The 19,239-nt window shown below is 50.4% G+C and carries 16 protein-coding genes and 2 pseudogenes; 9 read left to right on the top strand and 9 right to left on the bottom strand.

The window, feature by feature from the left end; all coding sequences use genetic code 11:
• On the top strand, positions 1-648 hold a 648-nt coding region (locus tag JS46_RS21910), incomplete at its 5' end, for an IS5 family transposase (protein WP_033755799.1).
• 49 nt (positions 649-697) lie between these two features.
• Here the strand turns inward: JS46_RS21910 and JS46_RS23690 are convergent.
• The 7 genes and pseudogenes from JS46_RS23690 to silC all read right to left on the bottom strand — a co-directional run.
• Positions 698-823 (bottom strand): annotated as a pseudogene (locus JS46_RS23690) (DUF2933 domain-containing protein); the annotation flags it as partial.
• Positions 824-863: 40 nt separating this feature from the next.
• Entirely contained in the window at positions 864-3,335 is a 2,472-nt protein-coding gene (gene silP / locus JS46_RS21905) for an Ag(+)-translocating P-type ATPase SilP (RefSeq protein ID WP_129244003.1), read from the bottom strand.
• A gap of 97 nt (positions 3,336-3,432) precedes the next feature.
• The gene (locus tag JS46_RS21900; RefSeq protein ID WP_002436620.1) at positions 3,433-3,873 is read right to left on the bottom strand and encodes a DUF411 domain-containing protein; all 441 of its coding nucleotides are present in this window, start codon (positions 3,871-3,873) and stop codon (positions 3,433-3,435) included.
• 86 nt (positions 3,874-3,959) lie between these two features.
• Positions 3,960-7,106, bottom strand: a complete 3,147-nt coding sequence (gene silA, locus JS46_RS21895; RefSeq protein ID WP_000574021.1) for a Cu(+)/Ag(+) efflux RND transporter permease subunit SilA — start codon at positions 7,104-7,106, stop codon at positions 3,960-3,962.
• 10 nt (positions 7,107-7,116) lie between these two features.
• Positions 7,117-8,409, bottom strand: a complete 1,293-nt coding sequence (silB, locus tag JS46_RS21890) for a Cu(+)/Ag(+) efflux RND transporter periplasmic adaptor subunit SilB (protein WP_001485328.1) — start codon at positions 8,407-8,409, stop codon at positions 7,117-7,119.
• 113 nt (positions 8,410-8,522) lie between these two features.
• Positions 8,523-8,876, bottom strand: a complete 354-nt coding sequence (gene cusF / locus JS46_RS21885) for a cation efflux system protein CusF (protein WP_001246153.1) — start codon at positions 8,874-8,876, stop codon at positions 8,523-8,525.
• Positions 8,877-8,904: 28 nt separating this feature from the next.
• Complete coding sequence (silC, locus tag JS46_RS21880) at positions 8,905-10,290, bottom strand: Cu(+)/Ag(+) efflux RND transporter outer membrane channel SilC (RefSeq protein WP_033755787.1); 1,386 nt, start codon at positions 10,288-10,290, stop codon at positions 8,905-8,907.
• Positions 10,291-10,479: 189 nt separating this feature from the next.
• Here silC and silR point away from each other — a divergent pair, with 189 nt between their 5' ends.
• From silR to JS46_RS21860, 4 genes are all read left to right on the top strand, one after another.
• Positions 10,480-11,160, top strand: coding sequence for a copper/silver response regulator transcription factor SilR (gene silR, locus JS46_RS21875; RefSeq protein WP_033755785.1), 681 nt, complete (start codon positions 10,480-10,482; stop codon positions 11,158-11,160).
• Positions 11,153-12,628, top strand: a complete 1,476-nt coding sequence (gene silS, locus JS46_RS21870) for a copper/silver sensor histidine kinase SilS (RefSeq protein ID WP_033755784.1) — start codon at positions 11,153-11,155, stop codon at positions 12,626-12,628. Before silR ends, silS begins: the two co-directional genes overlap by 8 nt.
• 245 nt (positions 12,629-12,873) lie before the next feature.
• Complete coding sequence (locus tag JS46_RS21865; RefSeq protein WP_033755783.1) at positions 12,874-13,305, top strand: copper-binding protein; 432 nt, start codon at positions 12,874-12,876, stop codon at positions 13,303-13,305.
• A 145-nt stretch (positions 13,306-13,450) separates the two neighbouring features.
• Positions 13,451-13,801: a DUF305 domain-containing protein gene (locus tag JS46_RS21860; RefSeq protein WP_033755782.1), complete on the top strand. Its 351-nt coding sequence runs from the start codon at positions 13,451-13,453 to the stop codon at positions 13,799-13,801.
• Positions 13,802-14,209: 408 nt separating this feature from the next.
• Here JS46_RS21860 and JS46_RS21855 read toward each other — a convergent pair whose 3' ends face one another.
• Together JS46_RS21855 and JS46_RS21850 are read right to left on the bottom strand one after the other, a co-directional pair.
• Positions 14,210-15,118 carry an HNH endonuclease gene (locus tag JS46_RS21855; protein WP_007374408.1) on the bottom strand — a complete coding sequence of 303 codons (909 nt, stop codon included), beginning with the start codon at positions 15,116-15,118 and terminating at the stop codon, positions 14,210-14,212.
• Positions 15,119-15,580: 462 nt separating this feature from the next.
• Positions 15,581-16,278, bottom strand: a protein-coding gene (locus tag JS46_RS21850; RefSeq protein WP_225321516.1) for an IS1 family transposase whose coding sequence is annotated in 2 segments (ribosomal slippage) — positions 15,581-16,029 and positions 16,029-16,278 — 699 coding nt in all. Because the reading frame shifts where the segments join, the coding sequence is not laid out codon by codon here.
• Positions 16,279-16,693: 415 nt separating this feature from the next.
• Here JS46_RS21850 and JS46_RS21845 point away from each other — a divergent pair.
• The 4 genes and pseudogenes from JS46_RS21845 to JS46_RS21830 all read left to right on the top strand — a co-directional run bounded on the left by JS46_RS21845 (position 16,694) and on the right by JS46_RS21830 (position 19,221).
• The gene (locus JS46_RS21845; RefSeq protein WP_033755779.1) at positions 16,694-17,056 is read left to right on the top strand and encodes a hypothetical protein; all 363 of its coding nucleotides are present in this window, start codon (positions 16,694-16,696) and stop codon (positions 17,054-17,056) included.
• Between the two features lie 342 nt (positions 17,057-17,398).
• Entirely contained in the window at positions 17,399-17,734 is a 336-nt protein-coding gene (locus JS46_RS21840) for a hypothetical protein (protein WP_033755778.1), read from the top strand.
• Positions 17,731-18,507, top strand: a pseudogene (locus JS46_RS23015) (tyrosine-type recombinase/integrase). The gene JS46_RS21840 and the pseudogene JS46_RS23015 overlap by 4 nt, the downstream one beginning before the upstream one ends.
• A gap of 117 nt (positions 18,508-18,624) precedes the next feature.
• Complete coding sequence (locus JS46_RS21830) at positions 18,625-19,221, top strand: recombinase family protein (protein WP_033755777.1); 597 nt, start codon at positions 18,625-18,627, stop codon at positions 19,219-19,221.
• Positions 19,222-19,239 lie beyond the last annotated feature (18 nt).

Below are 19,239 nucleotides of genomic sequence, written 5' to 3'. Positions count from 1 at the left end.
TACACCCGTGTCAGTAAGCGGGCAAAGTCGGTTAATGTCAGTTTCAAAACGTTCACCCGGGGTGAAATCGCGCATCTGGTGATTGACTCCACCGGGCTGAAGGTCTTTGGTGAAGGCGAACGGAAAGTCAGAAAACACGGCAAAGAACGCCGTCGTATCTGGCGAAAGTTGCGTCTGGCAGTTGACAGCAAAACACATGAAATCATCTGTGCAGACCTGTCGCTGAACAACGTGACGGACTCAGAAGCCTTCCCGGGTCTTATCCGGCAGACTCACAGAAAAATCAGGGCAGCATCGGCAGACGGCGCTTACGACACCCGGCTCTGTCACGATGAACTGCGGCGTAAGAAAATCAGCGCGCTTATCCCTCCCCGAAAAGGTGCGGGTTACTGGCCCGGTGAATATGCAGACCGTAACCGTGCAGTGGCTAATCAGCGAATGACCGGGAGTAATGCGCGGTGGAAATGGACAACAGATTACAACCGTCGCTCGATAGCGGAAACGGCGATGTACCGGGTAAAACAGCTGTTCGGGGGTTCACTGACGCTGCGTGACTACGATGGTCAGGTTGCGGAGGCTATGGCCCTGGTACGAGCGCTGAACAAAATGACGAAAGCAGGTATGCCTGAAAGCGTGCGTATTGCCTGAAAACACAACCCGCTACGGGGGAGACTTACCCGAAATCTGATTTATTCAACAAAGCCGGGCAGACCAGCAATAACAGATATGGCCAGTAACCTGCCACATGTGACCAGTGTTCGCGCAGGAGGGCAAATGCCGCGATCGCGGCGACAGCAATAAGCGCATAGGTGGTACTTTTCATACTGGACTCCTTCTGTTCGTAACAGCCCCTTCACTCAGTGTTATTTCCCGAGCCTGACACTTTTCAGACGCAACGCATTCACAATGACGCTGACGGAGGAAAGAGCCATGGCCGCCGCCGCAATAACTGGCGACAGCAGTATTCCATACACAGGATAAAGCAGACCTGCAGCCACAGGCACGCCAAGTGCGTTGTAGATAAATGCAAAAAACAGATTCTGTCGGATATTTTTCATGGTGATTTCTGACAGATGACGGGCCCTGTTCAGTATCATCAAGTCGCCTTTGAGAAGGGTGACTCCGGCACTTTCAATTGCCACATCTGTACCCGTTCCCATGGCTATACCCACGTCAGCCGCTGCCAGCGCCGGGGCATCATTCACACCGTCTCCGGCCATCGCAACCACATGGCCAGACGCTTTCAGTCGGGTTATCACTGCTTTTTTGCCATCCGGCAGAATCCCGGCTTCAACCTCATCTATTCCCAGTTTCCGTGCGACTGCTTCAGCGGTAAGCTGGTTATCCCCGGTGAGCATAACGATGCGGATCCCCGCCTGACGCAAAGCTTTAAGCGCATCCGGCGTGGTTGCTTTCACGGGATCCGAGATAGCTATCAGGCCTGCAAGGTGCCCGTCTGTGGCCACATAGATAACGGTAGCGCCTTCCATCCGCAACGTATCCGCAACGGCCTTTTGATTATCAATAACGATACTGTTTTCCTGCATAGCCAGTTCATTACCAATAACAACCCGTTGACCTTCGACATCGCCTGAGACACCTTTACCCGACGGCGCATTGAAATGAGTGACTGCGGGTATTGCGATCCCCTTTTCCTGTGCTGCTTTAACTACTGCCATACCCAGCGGATGCTGCGAGCCTTTTTCCACTGCGGCCGTTACACGCAAAAGAGATGTTTCCCCACCCGGATTGAGACTGATAATCCCTGTCACCGTCGGCGAACCTTCCGTGAGCGTGCCTGTTTTGTCGACAACCAGCGTGTCCACTTTTTCAAGACGCTCAAGGGCTTCGGCATTCTTGATTAACACCCCGGCCTGGGCTCCTTTGCCCACCCCCACCATTATCGACATCGGCGTGGCCAGCCCCAGCGCGCAGGGACAGGCAATAATCAGGACCGACACAGCCGCAATGAGACCGTGCGCCATCCTGGGCTCGGGCCCCCAGACAGACCAGATCATGAAAGCAACAACCGCGATAAGTATCACCAGAGGAACAAACCAGCCTGAAACGCTGTCAGCCATTCTCTGGATGGGGGCCCGCGAACGCTGTGCATCAGCGACCATCTGAACAATTCGTGAGAGCATCGTTTCATCACCGACTTTCTCTGCACGGATGATAAGACTACCTGTCTGATTAATGGTCCCCCCGATGACAGGGTCACCCTCCGTTTTGGTAACAGGCATAGATTCCCCGGTCACCATCGATTCATCAACGGTTGTTTTGCCTTCGACCACGATACCGTCGACCGGAATACTCTCTCCAGGTCTGATGCGGAGCTTATCGCCAGGCAGGACATCTTCCGCATTAATATCCGTTTCATGACCGTCTTGATCCAGCCGCCTGGCGGTTTTGGGGGCAAGGTTAAGAAGCGCAGTAATGGCACCTGAGGTTTGTTCCCTTGCCCGCAATTCAAGGACCTGTCCCAGCAGAACAAGCACCGTAATAACAGCTGCGGCTTCAAAATAAATGGCCACCAGGCCATCCATGTTTCTGAACGATGCAGGAAACCAGGAGGGGAAGACGGTTGCAATGACGCTGTAAACCCAGGCTACGCCGGTCCCCATTGCAACAAGGGTAAACATATTCAGGGAGCGGTTACGTAACGACATTCCGGCCCGGGCGAAGAATGGCCAGCCACACCACAAAACGACAGGAGAGGCCAGAAGTAACTGCAGCCATGTGTTGTACTGTGGCGGTACTGTATTCCTCAAAGCGGGAAACAGATGAGAACCCATTTCGAGTATCAGAACCGGAAACGCCAGCAACAACCCCAGCCAGAAGCGTCTTGTCATGTCGCGAAGTTCATCACTCGTCCCCGTGGATGCCGTAGCTACGAGCGGCTCCAGTGCCATTCCACAGACAGGACAGCTTCCGGGACCACTACGGCGTATCTCCGGATGCATCGGACATGTCCACACACCTTCAGAAATCTCTTTCTCCGCCTGGCGGTGAGACTGTTTTATCTTATCAGGGCTGACTTCATGGTGGTCGTGGTGATGGTGATGTTCACTGGCATCTTCGGTAAAATAATGATCGGGATGGGCTTTAAATTTGCTCTCACAGCTGGCGGAGCAGAAATAAAGCTGATGGTCCTGGTATCGAATGCTGCTGTGCGCCTTGTCAGGCAGGATGACCATCCCGCACACGGGATCTCTCACCTTATGCAATGCGTGACTCTCGTCCGGGGATGATGTCTGCTCAGAAGCAGTCTGGTTGTTATGTTCCACTGCATTGTCATTTTTCACAGTAACTCTCCTTATGCATATCTGAAGCATTTTCTGTCTTCAGGATATGTCATGGATGCGATTACCACGAATGCCGCCGGCATAAGAGTGCCTGCTGCCGGCGTCCCGTTATCAGCCGTTCTGCTGACTATTCGATTCGCTGGAAGACTTTTTTACTGCCCTCCGGTGAGAATGCGATAACATCGTAAGCCTCTTTTCGGGCCCCCATCTCCATTCCCGGACTTCCTGCTGGCATACCGGGGGTGGCGAGACCGTATATACCCGAACCAGACTGCATGGCCTTATGTATCGTTGCCGCAGGCACATGGCCTTCAATGATCAAATTACCTACAACCGCGGTATGACAACTTCGTAGTCCAGCAGGAACAGCATGCTTTTCTTTCAGGGCTGACAGCGCCTGATCATTCATGACGTGAGTTCGCACTTCGAACCCGTCTTTTTCCATCGCTTTGCCCCACAGGGAACAACAGCCACAGTTTTCAGATTTGTACATATCAATGACTTTTTCACTCGCCATTGCAGGCAGTGACAGGCCGAGAGCCAGGGCCATTAGAACCACTTTTTTCATACTCACCTCTGTATATTATCGATATAAACCCTGACGTCAGGGTGAATCAGTGCAGAAGGACGCCCACTGGGGGCGCCCTTTCAGGGTTATGACACGCTTTTTTTATGTCTGCGCAGCCAGATTAATTTGTAGGCGGCAGGAATAATGAACAGGGACAGCAGCGGAGCCGTGATCATCCCACCAATCATTGGCGCAGCAATACGGCTCATGACTTCTGAACCTGCGCCGGTTCCCCAGAGTATTGGCAGCAGACCCGCAATGATCACCGCCACGGTCATGGCTTTCGGCCGGACACGCAGTACGGCACCATGATAGAGGGCTTCATCAAGACCTTCCGGTGTGAACGTCTCTTTACGGGACAATTCCGGGTGCGCTTCAATGGCATGACGCAGATACATCAGCATGACCACGCCAAACTCTGCTGCCACCCCGGCCAGGGCGATAAACCCGGTTCCGGTCGCCACTGACATATGGAAGCCCTGCCAGTACAGGAACCATATTCCGCCAACCAGGGCGAACGGCAGGCTCATCAGGATCAGCAGGGCTTCGTCAACCCGGCGGAATGCCAGATACAACAGGATGAAAATGATCATCACCGTCATCGGCACCATCAGCTTCAGTTTCTTGTTGGCATGCTCAAGCAGTTCAAACTGTCCGGAGAATGCCACACTGGTTCCCGGTCTCAGTTTCACTTTCTCGCTGATGGCCGTCTTAATGTCGTTAACCACCGACACCATGTCCCTGCCGCGGGCATCAACATAAATCCAGCTGGCTGGCCGGGCATTTTCGGTTTTCAGCATGGTTGGTCCAGAAACGACGTTAATATCCGCGACATCGCCCAGCGTGATCTGCTGCTTCATCGGGGTCAGGATCGGCATCTGTTTCAGCGCCTGCGGACTGTTCCGGTAATCCTGCGGGTAGCGAATGTTAATAGGGTACCGGGCCACCCCTTCAACCGTCTCACCCACCATAGCACCTCCGATTGCTGAAGAGACGAACAGCTGGACATCACCTACCGTCATCCCGTAGCGGGAGGCTTTCTCCCGGTTGATATCGATATCGATGTAGCGCCCGCCCTCAAGTCGCTCAGCCAGGACAGACACCACGCCAGGCACGGTTTTGGCTACCGCCTCGATACTCTGCGCCGTCGCGTCGATATCGGACAGAACAGTCCCGGACACTTTGATACCTATCGGGCTTTTGATCCCGGTTGAGAGCATATCAATACGGTTACGGATAGGCGGCACCCAGAGGTTTGCCAGACCCGGTAAACGGACTGTCCTGTCGAGTTCATCAATAATCTTGTCAATTGTCATGCCGGGACGCCACTGATCCTCAGGTTTGAGCTGGATCGTGGTTTCCACCATTTCGAGCGGCGCGGAATCCGTTGCGGTCTCTGCTTTACCGGTCTTGCCAAATACAGAAGCCACTTCAGGAACGCTTTTGATTAACTTGTCTGTTGTCTGCAGGAGCGCTGCAGCTTCTGCCGGAGAGACGCCAGGCAAGGTCGACGGCATATACAGCAGATCGCCCTCGTTAATCTTCGGCAGAAATTCACCGCCCACCTGACTCAGTGGCCAGATAACCGTGAAAATGGACAAGGCCGCAACCAGCAGGGTTGTTTTTGGCCAGTGGAGGACCCGCAGCAGCAAAGGATGATACGCTTTGATCAGCACCCGGTTCAGGGGGTTACTTGTCTCGGCAGGAATTTTCCCCCGGATCCAGAATCCCATCAGAATAGGAATGACGATGATGGCCAGTGCGGCCGCTCCCGCCATGGAGTACGTTTTCGTGAATGCCAGCGGGCCAAACAGACGACCTTCCTGCCCTTCCAGGGTAAAGATAGGAATAAAGGACAGGGTGATGATCAGCAGGCTAATGAACAACGCGGGTCCCACTTCCACGGAGGCGTCGGTAATCACCTTCCAGCGGGTGGCGTTGTCAATCTGCTCACCCGGATGCTGATGATCCCACTCCTCAAGCCGTTTGTGCGCATTTTCAATCATCACAATGGCGGCATCCACCATCGCACCGACGGCAATCGCTATCCCTCCCAGCGACATGATATTGGCGTTCAGTCCCTGGAAGTGCATGACGATAAAGGCGATACACAGGCCAAGCGGCAGAGAGATAATCGCCACCAGGGCAGAACGTACGTGCCACAGGAACAGAGCACAGACGATGGCCACCACGATAAACTCTTCCAGAAGTTTGGAACTGAGGTTATCAATCGCCCGGTCGATTAACTGGCTGCGATCGTAGGTGGTCACGATTTCAACGCCTTCCGGCAGGCTGGCCTTCAGCGTCTCCAGTTTATCCCTCACTGCCGTGATAACGTCGCGCGCATTTTTACCCGACCGCAGGATCACCACGCCGCCAGCGACTTCTCCCTGGCCGTTCAGCTCGGCAATACCACGCCTCATTTCGGGCCCGGTCTGCACGCGGGCAACATCCCGCAGATAAACCGGCACGCCGTTCTCACCTGTTTTCAGGACGATGTTATTAAAATCATCAATGCTCTGAAGATAACCGCTGGCACGGACCATATACTCCGCTTCGGCCATTTCAACGGATGAGCCACCGGCCTCCTGGTTAGACGATTCAAGTGCCTGTTTCACTTCGGGCAGGCTGATACCGTACTGGGACAGTTTTACCGGATTGACCTGAATCTGGTACTGTTTCACCACGCCGCCAACCGAAGCGACCTCAGCCACGTTCGGGATGGTTTTCAGCTCAAATTTCAGGAACCAGTCCTGCAGAGAGCGCAGTTCTGAAAGGTCGTGTTTTCCGTTGCGATCGACAAGGGCATATTCAAATATCCAGCCCACTCCCGTGGCGTCCGGGCCGATTTCAGAGCTCACACCCGCAGGCAGTTTGCCCTGAACCTGATTCAGGTATTCCAGCACGCGCGAACGGGCCCAGTACAGATCGGTGCCGTCTTCAAAAATGACATACACATACGAATCACCGAACTGTGAAAAGCCACGCACGGTTTTTGCGCCAGGTACGGACAGCATGGTGGTGGTAAGCGGATAGGTGACCTGGTTTTCTACAATCTGCGGGGCCTGTCCGGGATAGCTGGTTTTAATAATGACCTGCACATCTGACAGGTCAGGCAGCGCATCGACCGGCGTGTTAATTATCGTCCATGTGCCCCAGATGCTGAGAAACAGTGCGCCCATCATGACCAGGAAACGGTTGGCGACAGAGCGCCGGATAATCCATTCAATCATCGTCGTCTCCTCAGTGCCCTGAATGCATATTTACAGGCTGCTCAGACATTGCTGGCATACTGTTTTCTGTTTTTTCAGGGTGGCGCATACGTTCCAGCGCGCCCGTAATATTGGCTTCGGAGTCAATGAGGAACAGGCCACTGACCACCACGGTATCGCCTTCATTCAGGCCGGAGCCAATGCCGGACTGTTGCTGTGATTCATGCAGAACGTGGATCTGTTTCGGCACAAACTTGCCTTCATCATCAACAGTAATCACGCGCTGTTCTTTGCCGGTATCGATAACGGCCTGGCTTGGTATCAGCAGCATCTCCTGGCTCTTGGTATTCAGTTTCAGATAGGCATTCATGCCCGGCTTGAGAAACTCATCCTTATTAGAAACCTGGAGACGGACCTGAAGCGTACGGGTTGTCTGATCCACGCTGGGAAGAATGTTCCATTTTTCGACATGGAATGTTTTATCCGGATAAGCCGGTACCGAAATTTCAAACTGCGACGTATCTTTCAGCAGATATGCGATAGATTCTGGCACTGCAGCGCTGATCCAGACCGGGTCCATCCCCTGAATCTGAGCCACTACTTTATCTTTCGAAATATTCATTCCGGTGCGCAGGTCAAACGCAGTAATGACACCATCAATAGGTGCTTTAATGGTAAAACGGGTCTGGATTGTGCGGGTTGAACGCAGCCTTTGAATATCCTCTTCCGGCATACCAGCTAGACGAAGTCGCTCCAGAACCCCTTTTATCTGGGTTGACGTACCGCCTGTACCGGATAACAGCAGGAACTCACTTTGTGCCTCAACCCATTCAGGAATGGTGATATCGATAAGCGGAGTGCCTTTCTTCACATGATCGCCAATCGTCAGGGGATACACTTTTTCGACGAAACCGTCAGAGCGCGCCTGCACAATGACAAACTGATACTCGTTGTAACTGACATTAGCCGGGATTGTCTGAGAATAATTCAGCATTCCTCGCGTGACTTTTTGCGTTTTTAATCCCAGATTCTGAACCTGCGTTGGATCGATACGGATCCCGCCACTGCTTTTATCGCCGCTTTCATCAGCATATTTTGGCACCAGGTCCATATCCATAAAGGGAGATTTTCCGGGTTTATCAAATTTGGTATCCGGTTTCATCGGGTCATACCAGAAAAGTACCTTTCGCTCCGGTGCCTTTTGTTCGGTTTGTACTGTTTTTTGTGATGAGTTTACATACTGCCAGGCAGTAACCGATATCAGCCCTCCTGCTATGAGGCTGCTGATAATTATTGCAGCATATTTTATCTTTAAAGAAGCCATACAATTTCTCGCTGAAAAATCAAAACACCTGGCATATGCGCCCGATCATTCATTCACAGTAATCCCTTAATGAATGTTCAGGCGCACTGGATGTATTCGCTCCGGACTGATAATCAGGATTGCGTAACGTTAATGCTTTTGAGTAAGGAGATATTGCCCTGCTGAATAAACGAGAAATCGACATGGTTGCCGGTTTTCAGGGCATTGATAGCGTCGTCTGCATTAACAAAAGTGAAGCGCATGGTCATTGCAGGCCAGCCCACAGCAGGGATTGCTTCGTGCGAAATGGTAATCTTTTTACTATTCATATCAATGTCTTTAACGACACCGGTGCCCTTGATAACCTGCTGTACCGAAGCATCACTGGCAGCATTCATATCGCCATGCTGATGTGTTTCAGCATGAAGACCGGCAGAAAACATGACAGAGAAGGCACCAAATAAAACGGCTTTAAGTGAATTACGCATTTTTAATTTCCTGATTAATTAAATAAATTTACTCTACCCAACCGCCACCCAGCGCGGTAAACAGATTAATTTCGTTAACCTGTCGGGAATAGGTAAGATCGAGAATGGTTTGCTGCGTAGCGAAGAGGGAACGTTCTGCATCCAGCACTTCGATGTAACTGACAGCACCACTTGCATATAATCCTCTGGCACGCTGGAGAGTTATCTGAAGTGAATCAAGATAACGCTGCTGTGACTCAAGTTGCTGGCTAAGGCTGTCGCGCAGCGCAAGCGTGTCGGAAACATCCTTAAAGGCTGACTGAATTTTTTGTTCGTAATTAACCACCGATTGTTGCTGGCGAATTTCAGCCAGCTTCAGATTGGCTTTATTCCTGCCAGCATTAAAAATAGGAATTTCAATTTTAGGGATAAAATTCCACATTCCACTTCCTGACGTAAACAGGCTTGACAGCTCCGTACTGCTTGCGGAAAGACCACTGGTCAGGGTAATGGAGGGGAAAAAGGCCGCTCGCGCTGCGCCAATATTGGCATTAGCCGCTTTCAGCTGATATTCCGCTTCCATAATATCCGGTCGCTGCAGCAAAATTTGTGAAGATAGATTTGGTGGCAATTTTACTGGTGCGATCTCCCCGCCTTTCATCCCTTTTTCTGACGGAAGTGCGCGGTACGTTCCCAGCACCAGTTGCAGGGCATTGTTTGCCTGAGCCAGATCGCCTTCTCGTTTGGCTATTTCGGCGCGGGTACTTTCGATTTGTCCTCTCGCCTGTTCAAGTGCCAGAACGTTCGTACTCCCGGTCACGAGCTGTTGCTCAACGAAAGCATAGGACTGTTCATAATTTTTCAGCGTTTCCCGCGCAATACGGAGTTGTTCGTACGCCAGTTGCTGGCTGAAATAGCTCTGTGAAACGTTGGAGACCAGCAGGATGTGTACGGCCCGACGGGCTTCTTCGCTGGCAAAGTAGTTCTGGCGGTCAGCATCACTCATGTTCTTAAGTTTGCCGAAAAAATCGAGCTCATAACTGAGCTCCAGTCTCGCGTCGTACTCCTGTGTGGTCGGCTTGTCACCTTTCAGACCACCGCTGTATGTTATCCCGGATGAGGCATTCAGCTGGGGATAACGATCTGCATCCGTGACGTTGAACTGGGCTCGGGCCTCTTCAACCTTCAGGGCAGCCATTCTCAAATCACGGTTATTAGTCAGAGCTTCACCGATCAACCGGGTAACCTGGGGATCGACAAAAAAGTTACGCCAGCCCGTATCCCGATAGCCATTTACCGCTGGCGTCAGGCTGTTATGGGACAGTGAAAACTGCTGGGGTACCGGTGCTGCGGGCCGCTGATATTCAGGCGCAAGCGACACGCAGCCTGCCAGGATGAATATCGTGCTAATGCTGAGTAATTTTAATTTGAACATAACGCTTCTCGTCCAGGCAGACCTGGTAAATGGTTCAAATGAAGTCCAGAGTATTGATAGGGGTACTTTACCTAACGCTCTCTGTTTGCCGAGTGACAGGATAATGACAATGTTGTCATTTTTGCTGTAATCCGTTGATAACGATCGTGGGCGCAATAGAATGACATTAGCAGCCAGCCGGGGAGCAAGATGAAAATATTGATCGTCGAAGACGAAATTAAAACAGGTGAATATCTCAGCAAAGGGCTTACAGAGACAGGGTTCGTAGTGGATCACGCTGATAATGGTCTTACCGGATATCATCTCGCCATGACAGCCGAGTATGATTTAGTCATTCTGGATATCATGCTACCTGATGTGAACGGCTGGGATATCATCCGCATGCTGCGCACTGCCGGAAAGGGTATGCCGGTCTTACTGCTGACAGCCCTCGGCACGATCGAACATAGGGTCAAAGGACTGGAACTGGGTGCGGACGATTATCTGGTTAAACCCTTTGCGTTTGCCGAACTGCTCGCCCGGGTGAGAACCCTTCTGAGGCGGGGAAACACGATGATCACGGAAAGCCAGTTTAAGGTGGCTGACCTCTCGATTGATCTCGTATCCAGAAAAGTCAGTCGCGCCGGAAACCGCATTGTGCTCACCAGTAAAGAGTTCAGCCTGCTGGAATTCTTCATTCGCCATCAGGGAGAGGTTCTTCCCCGCTCCCTGATTGCCTCTCAGGTCTGGGACATGAATTTTGACAGCGACACTAATGCGATCGATGTCGCAGTAAAGCGACTCCGCGCTAAAATAGACAACGATTACGAGACAAAGCTGATCCAGACAGTCCGGGGCGTGGGCTACATGCTGGAGGTCCCGGATGCATAGCAAACCTTCCAGACGCCCTTTCTCACTCGCTCTGCGGCTGACCTTTTTTATCAGCCTGTCCACGATACTGGCTTTTATCGCCTTCACCTGGTTTATGCTGCATTCTGTTGAAAATCATTTTGCCGAGCAGGATGTCAGCGATCTTCAACAAATCAGCACCACACTGAACCGTATACTGCAGTCCCCGGTGGATCCGGATGAAAAAAAAATAAGCAAAATAAAGGAATCAATTGCCAGCTACCGCAACGTTGCCCTTTTGCTCCTCAATCCCAGGGGTGAAGTGCTCTTTAGCTCAGCTCAGGGGGCGGCACTACGCCCGGCAGTGAATTCAGCAGATTTTAGCGAGCACAGCCGCGCACGGGATGTCTTTCTCTGGACGGTGGAGGATCCTGCGGGACCGATGGATACCGGGTCCGAAATGAAGATGGAAACATACAGGATTATCGCCTCCTCTGGTCAGGCGATATTTCAGGGCAAACAGCAGAACTATGTCATGCTGACTGGCCTATCCATTAATTTCCATCTCCATTACCTCGATGCGCTGAAAAAGAACCTGATTGCGATTGCCGTCGTGATAAGCCTGTTGATTGTTCTGATCATTCGAATCGCTGTCCGTCAGGGGCACCTGCCCCTTCGTAATGTCAGCAATGCCATTAAAAACATCACCTCCGAGAATCTTGATGCGCGACTGGAACCGACACGCGTTCCCATTGAGCTGGAGCAACTGGTTATCTCGTTCAATCATATGATTGGAAAGATTGAGGATGTCTTTACCCGCCAGGCCAATTTCTCTGCCGATATCGCGCATGAGATCAGAACGCCCATCACCAATCTGGTGACGCAGACTGAAATCGCACTGAGTCAGGATCGAACACAGAGGGAACTTGAGGATGTCCTCTATTCCAGTCTTGAAGAGTATAACCGGATGACCAAAATGGTCAGCGATATGCTGTTCCTGGCACAGGCAGATAATAATCAGCTGATACCTGACAGGGTCATGTTTGACCTCAGAGCGGAAGTCATGAAAGTCTTCGAGTTTTTCGAAGCCTGGGCCGAAGAACGCAATATCACGCTCAAATTTAACGGGATGCCCTGCCTGGTTGAGGGAGATCCACAAATGTTCAGAAGGGCGATCAATAATCTGTTATCCAATGCCCTGCGTTATACCCCGGAGGGACAGGCAATCACCGTCTCAATAAGAGAGCAGGAGAGCTTTTTTGACCTTGTGATTGAAAATCCGGGGAAACCAATCCCTGAAGAGCATTTATCAAGGCTGTTTGACCGTTTTTATCGGGTAGATCCGTCCAGACAACGAAAAGGAGAAGGCAGCGGCATCGGCCTTGCGATTGTGAAGTCCATCGTGGAAGCACATCACGGAAGAGTGCAGGTGGAATCGGACGTACGTTCAACTCGTTTTATCCTATCCGTGCCCAGACTGGAGAAAATGATTCCGGAAACCCAGTACTGAGAATAAAGATTTAAATGACAAAGATGTCATTAGCCTGTCATGCAGCAAACAGAAGCCATTCGATATAATTAGTGCAACTTATCAGGAAGGCATTATTACTTCATCCATACACGGCATCAGCACAAGCCAGGAGTTGTATTAAAGCCTCATCCCGGCGGAATAAGGTCTGTAGAGTTGTCAGTTGTACTACTGAGGACACAGATCGAAATTCACGGACATCACTAATTCAGAAATGGAGAGTTACCATGAAAAATATCGTCTTAGCATCAGTGTTAGGTTTGAGCTTAATTTCTACGGCCTGGGCCACTGAAACTGTAAATATCCATGAGCGTGTCAATAATGCTCAGGCTCCGGCCCATCAGATGCAGTCTTCTTCAACTCCAGCCGCCATCCAGGGGGCAGCTCCACGGATGGCCGGTATGGATCAGCATGAACAGGCTATTATTGTTCATGAAACCATGAACAATGGTTCAACAGATGCACATAAAAAAATGGCGGAAAGTCATCAGAAGATGATGGGAACTGGCACCGTTAACGCTTCCCGTCCGGCGACTTCGTTTGCGGCGATGAATGAACATGAAAGAGCAGCTGTTGCCCATGAATTTACGAATAACGGTCAGTCCGGCCCCCATCAGGCTATGGCTGATGCACACCGCCGCATGATCAATGCGGGCTGATGACAACTGAAGTTTCCGTGCGGTTACCCTTTCCTTGATAGATTGTCCCTTATACGGATATGTTGTTATTTTTTGCCCCCTTCAGGGGGCTTTTTTGTCTGACTCAGCTAAACTTATCCGGTAACCATCTGAAAGGGTTTATTATATGAAAATCACAAATTCGCTTTTTGTTATACTGATGTTATCCCTGCCAGCGATTTCCGCAGAACATTCAGAAATGAAAATGTCAGATATATCCTCATCGGCATCGTCACAGGAATATATGTCCGGCATGAAAGGTATGCATGACAAAATGATGGCCGCTGTAAAAGAGTCCGATCCCGACAAGGCTTTTGCGAAAGGCATGGTAGCACACCATGAAGGGGCAATAGCAATGGCTGAGACCGAGCTAAAATACGGAAAAGATCCGCAAATGAGAAAGCTCGCGCAGGACATCATTAAAGCTCAAAAAGGTGAAATTGAGCAGATGAATAAATGGCTTGGTAATCAAAAATAATGATTGCGGAAATAATATATTGCGCGTACAGTCAGAGTGTTCCCGGGCACGGGAACCTGTTAATCGTTAATTAATCAAAACCCGATTCATTTCGGGTTTTTCCTTTTACCCCCCCCCAACGCATGCACTGCACCGAGTGAAATTCACCTGAGCCAATTCTGCTTGCTTATTATTTCGATGGGAATTGCTGATTTTAATTAAGTCTATGTTTTAAAGGTGTTTCTCATGCCTGGGTTTGGCAGGGGTTCGTCCTGTTCTCTGGTCATGCGCAATGGCAATTCGCAGTCAGGGCTCAAGACTACTTTTACCTCTTTTTTAACAGAAAGTTTCTGGACCCGATACTTGCCGGAAACATCATCTGCTGTTCATCCCGACCAATAAAACGAAGGTATCACTCTCGTTTGAATCTCACTTACTTTCCATTTTGTAATAAAGAATCAAGTTTTCCAGTGATATATCAATACCAACTTTTTTTAATAACCTTTTTCGCGCAGTGTATATTTCTTTCAGCATATCTTCATAACCCTGACCAAGGTGAATTTGTTTATGGCAATTGCAACACAGAGATATGATATTTTCTTCAACATCAAGAGATGTGTCAAAAGCATCTTGCCTGGACATAGGTACAATGTGATGAGGTTCTGTGTAATTTAAGGATGAATTTCGCCTTCTGAATGTTGGGTGGTCACTATCGACTTCACATCTGTAACCTGCTTTATTCAGCGCATTTTGGGATACGCCTTTACTCCTGGGATACGAGAGGCCATTTTTTACTTCTATTGCATTTTTCTTTGGTTTGGCTTCCCCTGTATATTCAAACGTCTGAACGTTGTCAAAGATATTACTTTTCTCTATGGCATTGATCAACTCATCGTCAGAGTAATACTCACTGCTGGCCATTTCTGTTGTACCAAAAAAATCCAGTTCGTTAATTGCCTGAACAAGTTCCTCACGAATTGTCCATAAGTTTCTTTTGGGTTTTCCGCCGATTTCTTTACTCTTCATTACGGTAATGAATTTTGTACCGGATGCGATATTTCCGACACCTTTAACCTCGAATCTACCGAGTTCTTTTTGAACTCTGCCACCCAGTCCGTTTATGACTCCATTAGCACTCATGCTGTGCAGGTCGTACTTCTTACCAATATCGAAGCATGTGCAGGAATGATTTGGCTCAATAAACCATTTTTTTAACGCTGCAATACTTTTTGTGTCAAAAACTTTATCATTTGTTAATAAAGTTTTCCATTCTTCCACACTGATATCAATGTCACAGACATACTCTCCATCAATCACTTCGCATATTTTTTTAATCACATTCATTCCCCTGTTATACAGATAGTCATAATGAAAATATAAAGCTCGCTAACCGGTATGGTTGCGTAAGGACCGTAGTCTCTCAGAGACCGTGCTTTCTTTTTTTTCAGGCCTGGACACTAAAGGGTCTGTTGCACCCCGAAAAAATTTGTTGCGGGGATTGCTCATTGAGATGAGCCTCTGCTCGATCATACCAGATCAGCAGGCTGCCCCCAATGCTATGGCTTCTTAGTTTGGCCATTATCCGGCCTTCCTCACGACCAATAAAATAGAGACATTACCCGTGACGCTGCCACCGTCTCAGCCCGGAACGATCAGTGAGCGCTTCTGATGACCTTCGGTTTTTTTAACGAAGCGGGTGGGATACGGTTTGTTGCTGAAATCTTAATAATAACCAACAACTGATGCTAATTTCGCACTTTTAACATATATGAATATAAATGTTATGGTAATGACTCCAACTTATTGATAGTGTTTTATGTTCAGATAATGTCCGATGACCTTGTCATGCAGCTCCACCGATTTTGAGAACGACAGTGACTTCCGTCCCAGCCTTGCCAGATGTTGTCTCAGATTCAGGTTATGTCGCTCAATGCGCTGAGTGTAACGCTTGCTGATAACGTGCAGCTTTCCCTTCAGGCGTGATTCGTACAGCGGCCAGCCATCCGTCATCCATACCACGACCTCAAAGGCCGACAGCAGGCTCAGAAGACGCTCCAGTGTGGCCAGAGTGCGTTCACCGAAGACGTGCGCCACAACCGTCCTCCGTATCCTGTCATACGCGTAAAACAGCCAGCGCTGACGTGATTTAGCACCGACGTAGCCCCACTGTTCGTCCATTTCAGCGCAGACAATCACATCACTGCCCGGTTGTATGCGCGAGGTTACCGACTGCGGCCTGAGTTTTTTAAGTGACGTAAAACCGTGTTGAGGCCAATGCCCATAATGCGTGCACTGGCGCGACATCCGACGCCATTCATGGCCATATCAATGATTTTCTGGTGCGTACCGGGCTGAGAGGCGGTGTAAGTGAACTGTAGTTGCCATGTTTTACGGCAATGAGAGCAGAGGTAGCGCTGATGTCCGGCAGTGCTTTTGCCGTTACGCACCACGCCTTCAGTAGCGGAGCAGGAAGGACATCTGATGGAAATGGAAGCCACGCAAGCACCTTAAAATTACCATCATACACTAAATCAGTAAGTTGGCAGCATTACCAAATGTTATGAATAATTGCATTTACAGGAAATATCATGCGTTTTGTCATCCGGGATCCGAAAAAAGGCAGAACCGGATCTTCGGGCTCACAAGGCGGATTTTTGCGCAGCATACTGTATATAGTGGCTCGATTAGCTGTCTGAGACACTACATACGGGATGCGTCAGCGACAACAGGCCACAGATCTGCCGCTTCCGCCCGCCCCGCCGCCGTGCTACGTTTCCGGTTACTGCCGTATCAGGACAAGTCGGATCATGCCGGTAAGGGCGTACGGTAATTGCATTCATATACTATAAAATAGAATATTATTTTATATATAATAATAACAATATTTTACTAAAGGTGAGTGAGGATTCATTGTTGAAAGCTATCCTCCAAAAGATGGCTGGTGTTTTTGAGATGCATGAACTCTGTATTAAAAAGGCAATACAGATTGTGGGACACGTAAAAATAACCAAAAGGAATATTGTTACTCATTCGGACAGAGGGTTATTAGAGATCATGCCAAACGGGAATCTCAGGGAAATGAACGATTACACCTATAAGCGTGCCGAATCCGATAATATTAAAATGCCAAAGTCTCCTGAAGGCAACGGAGAAGTCAGAGACATTCTGCTAAATCAAGCCTGGACTCTGACTCAAAAAGAAATTTTAAACGCTAGTCTGCCACAAACTCCAGACACAGCCTCTTCCCCACCAAAAAAGAGAGGGCCAGGACTTTGACCCCTGCGCAAGTTGCTGAGAGCCTGGCATCAGCAGGTTGTCGTCCGGATACGGGGCAAAAGTTCAAACAGAGACCGAGGATTTTCCCGATCTGGGTGCACCTGTAGACAACTCCACGGAGGGATAATAAAAAAATGAAATGACCAGCATACCTGTTCTGCTGCACTGCCATGCTGACCGCCGTGTCGCCGTGTCGCCGTGTCGCCGCGTGCCGCGACCTATGAGGAAGCCTCACGCCTGGACGATGCCTATCCGCCGGGAAGTACCCAGGTCTGTATTAAGAACCTCCCCGGGGACGGAAAGAACATCCTGCCGACCCGGCTTGAAGTCAGGGGGACGGTTATGAGCCGGACGGCAGCGCATACCGTTTATCGCGCCACCGCTGCGTGGACCCCGCAGGGAAAAACCGTTCCCGGGCTGACGCTGAGCTACACGCTCACCCAGATAAAAGATGAAGCGGGTTACTATTCGATTGTCGATCCTGCCAGCATGTCGATCACAATGCCGGGTGCAGGGGCCGGGACAGAGAAAACCGTTCTGGAGGGAATGCGCCAGCGCCTGCCTGCAGGGGAAGAATTCACCCCCTACAGTATTACGGAGATTACGGATTTTCCGTCATATGTGGCTCACAGGCCTGACGAGCCTCTGACTTACTGTCATAAGGAAAAGCAGAAATGACCATGATGCTGCCATCACACTATCCACAGGCCCCCGTTCCGCAGCTGTCGGTTGCGATTGATTATCCGGCTGCACTGGCGCTGCGGCTGATGGCTGCACAGCATGATGAATATCCACAGTACCTGCTGGCTCGAGGTTAGCGCCCTTCTCCATTACGTGCCGGATCTGCACCGCAAGATGCTGTTCACCACCCTCTGGAATACGGGCGGGCGCATTAACGAAACGCTGGCGCTGATCTGAGGGGACTTTCTGCTGCGCCAAGGTACCCTTTCGTGTAGCTGGCCACACTCAAGCAGCGCGAGGAAAAGGCAGAGCGCTGGGCCGGTCGCCTGCCTGCCGGCACCGTGCCGCATCGCTTGGTGCCCCTTTCAGACGCGCAGTACGTGACCCAGCTGGAGATGATGTGCGCCGCCCTGCGCATTCCGCTCGAGCGACGGAATGAAAAGAGCGACCGGCCGGAGAAGGTACGGCCCTGGGAAATCGCCGATCGCACAGCGCGCACTTGGCTGAACGAGGCCGTAGAGGCCGTCGCGGACGGCGTGACGTTCTCGATCCCGGTTACACTGCATACCTTCCGGCACAGCTATGCCATGCAAATGCTTTACGCGGGCACGCCGCTCAAGGCGCTGCAGAGCCTGCTGGGACACAAGAGCGCCAAGTCTACCGAGATATACACGCGGGTATTTGCGCTGGACGTAGCCGCGAGACATCGGGTGCAGCTCCAGATGGTGGGAACCGATGCTGTGGTCATGCTCAGAAAGAGCAGCTCTTGATACGTCCGAAACCGACCGGTTTCGTACATGTAGAATATAACCTGTCCGAAAGTTAGTGTTTTTAATTTCGGACATGGGTTATAATAAGTACACCTATTTCGTACATAAAATAACTACATGTCACGAGTTTTTGCCTACTGCAGGGTATCGACCCTCGAACAGAACACTGAAAACCAGCGTCGCGAAATCGAAGCGGCCGGCTTTGCCATCAGACCCCAGCGACTGATTGAAGAGTACATAAGTGGTTCAGTCGCGGCTGCTGAACGCCCTGGATTTATGCGTCTCCTTGATCGAATGGAAAACGGGGACGTTTTAATCGTAACGAAGCTGGATCGCCTCGGGCGAAACGCCATGGATATCAGAAAAACCGTTGAGCTACTTTCTGCGTCAGAAATACGGGTACACTGCCTGGCGCTGGGAGGGGTAGACCTCACCAGTCCGGCCGGAAAGATGACAATGCAGGTAATCTCGGCGGTTGCTGAATTTGAGCGCGATCTGCTACTTGAACGTACACATGCTGGTATTGCGCGGGCTAAGGCATCCGGAAAGCGTTTCGGCCGCCCGCCGGCTCTGGATGACGAACAAAAGAAAGCGGTGTTCTTGCGTCTTAGTGAAGGGAAGAGTATCAGCGCGATCGCCCGCGAATTTGACACCACACGGCAGACCATTTTAAGAGTGAAAGCGATAATGGAAGACGCTGATGCTCGTTCATGAGTTGCTTTTCTGCGTATG

This window comes from Pantoea sp. NGS-ED-1003, assembly GCF_000738765.1.
GTDB classification, from domain to species: Bacteria; Pseudomonadota; Gammaproteobacteria; order Enterobacterales; family Enterobacteriaceae; genus Pantoea; species Pantoea septica.
This window is presented reverse-complemented; position numbering and strand designations above follow the sequence as displayed.